1 protein-coding gene and 1 pseudogene are annotated in these 1,442 nt (G+C 73.5%); one reads left to right on the top strand and one right to left on the bottom strand.

Annotated elements, in window-relative coordinates:
• Positions 1-344, bottom strand: a pseudogene (locus ACFVX9_RS35450) (hypothetical protein); the annotation flags it as partial.
• A gap of 191 nt (positions 345-535) precedes the next feature.
• On the opposite strand from ACFVX9_RS35450, the gene ACFVX9_RS35445 reads away from it, so the two are divergent.
• On the top strand, positions 536-1,306 hold the full coding sequence (locus tag ACFVX9_RS35445) for a hypothetical protein (protein WP_380377020.1): 771 nt from the start codon (positions 536-538) through the stop codon (positions 1,304-1,306).
• Positions 1,307-1,442 lie beyond the last annotated feature (136 nt).

Here is a 1,442-nt window from a genome sequence, read left to right as displayed (position 1 = left end):
CCGCCGCCGACCCCCGCGCCGACAACGCCGCCTCCCGGCATGACGCCTGGGCCCACCTCACCGCCGGCGGCGCCCGCGCCTGCTCCGCCGCCCGCGCCGAACCCGCCCGCGCCGAACCCGCCCGCGCCGAACCCGCCTGCACCCCCGGCGCCGGCCCCGGCGGCACCCGCGCCCCCGCCGGACCCGGTGGCCCCCGGTCCGGCCACGCCGACTCCGGTGCGCCCGAGCCCGCTGTGGCCGACCCCGGCGGCGCAGCCGGTGTACCACGTGCGGGCGGCGCAGCCGCCGGCCCCGCCGCAGCACCACCACAACGCCCCGGCGACGACCACGATGCTGCTGGTCACCGTGCCCGCCATCCTGGCGGCGGCAGCCCTGCGCCCGGGCCGTGGACGCGGCCGCGGCCGTTCCGGGCGGTCCTGACCGCCCCACCGAGGCGGCCCGCCCCGGCCCCCGGTCCGGCCCTGGAGCCCGACCTGCCTGGGGCCGAGTCCGACCCTTTGTTCCGTCACAAGCCGAGCCAGAGAAGGGAGTTCCCATGTCCGAATGGTTGGCGTTGGCCATCGCGATGGCGGCAGCCTGTGCCGTCGTGGTGGCGGTGGTGGTGCTGCGGCACCGCCGGGTGGGCACCGAGAAGAACGTCGACGAGACGCCGGACGTCATCGACTACATCACGATGATGATCGGCGTGGTCTACGCGATCGTCCTCGGTCTCGCCCTCGCGGGCGTCTGGGAGGCGCGCGGCGCCGCCCAGGACGACCTGTTCCGGGAGGCGCAGTCGCTGCAGGAGGTGAGCGACCGGGCGGTGGTCTACCCGGCCGAGTTCCGCGACCAGGTCCGGGCCGACGTGGACGCCTACGTCTCGTACGTGGTGAACGTCGAGTGGGAGTACATGCGCAAGAACGGCGAGATCTCCGACAAGGGCACCGAACTGCTGGACAAGCTGCGGGTGGACGTCGCCACCCGGCCGCCGGCCTCCGAGCTGGAGTCGCAGTCCTACCAGCCGATCATGGACCGGATCAGCCAGGCCGACGACGCCCGCAACTCGCGCGGGCAGAACGCCGGGCCGACCATGCCCGGGGTCGTCTGGTTCGGCCTGATCACCGGCGCCGTGGTGACCGTCGGCATGCTGTTCGCGCTGCAGATTCGGCGCACGCCGAGGGAGTTGGTCCTGGCGGGCTGCTTCAGCGCGCTGATCGCGTTCCTGCTGTTCATGATCTGGGACTTCGACGATCCGTTCGGCCGGAGCGTCTCGGTGACCACCCAGCCGTTCGTCGACCTGTTCCCCTCCCTCGGGCTGAAGGGCTGAGCACGGCTCGCTGAACCTCGCCGAAACACGGTGGGGCCGGGAGGAGAGGCGGCCGGGGCCCCCCATTGGTCCGGGGTTCCCGCCCAGCGCCCCTCCCTGAGTTTGGGAACGTGTCTGAAGGAGCTTCTTTCTTCCC

The sequence above is a fragment of the Kitasatospora sp. NPDC058243 genome (assembly GCF_042882025.1).
Lineage (GTDB): Bacteria > Actinomycetota > Actinomycetes > Streptomycetales > Streptomycetaceae > Kitasatospora.
This window is presented reverse-complemented; position numbering and strand designations above follow the sequence as displayed.

Coding starts and splice junctions, on each gene's coding strand:
- ACFVX9_RS35445 (WP_380377020.1), top strand. CDS start 536: ATGTCCGAATGGTTGGCGTTGGCCATCGCGATGGCGGCAGCCTGTGCC.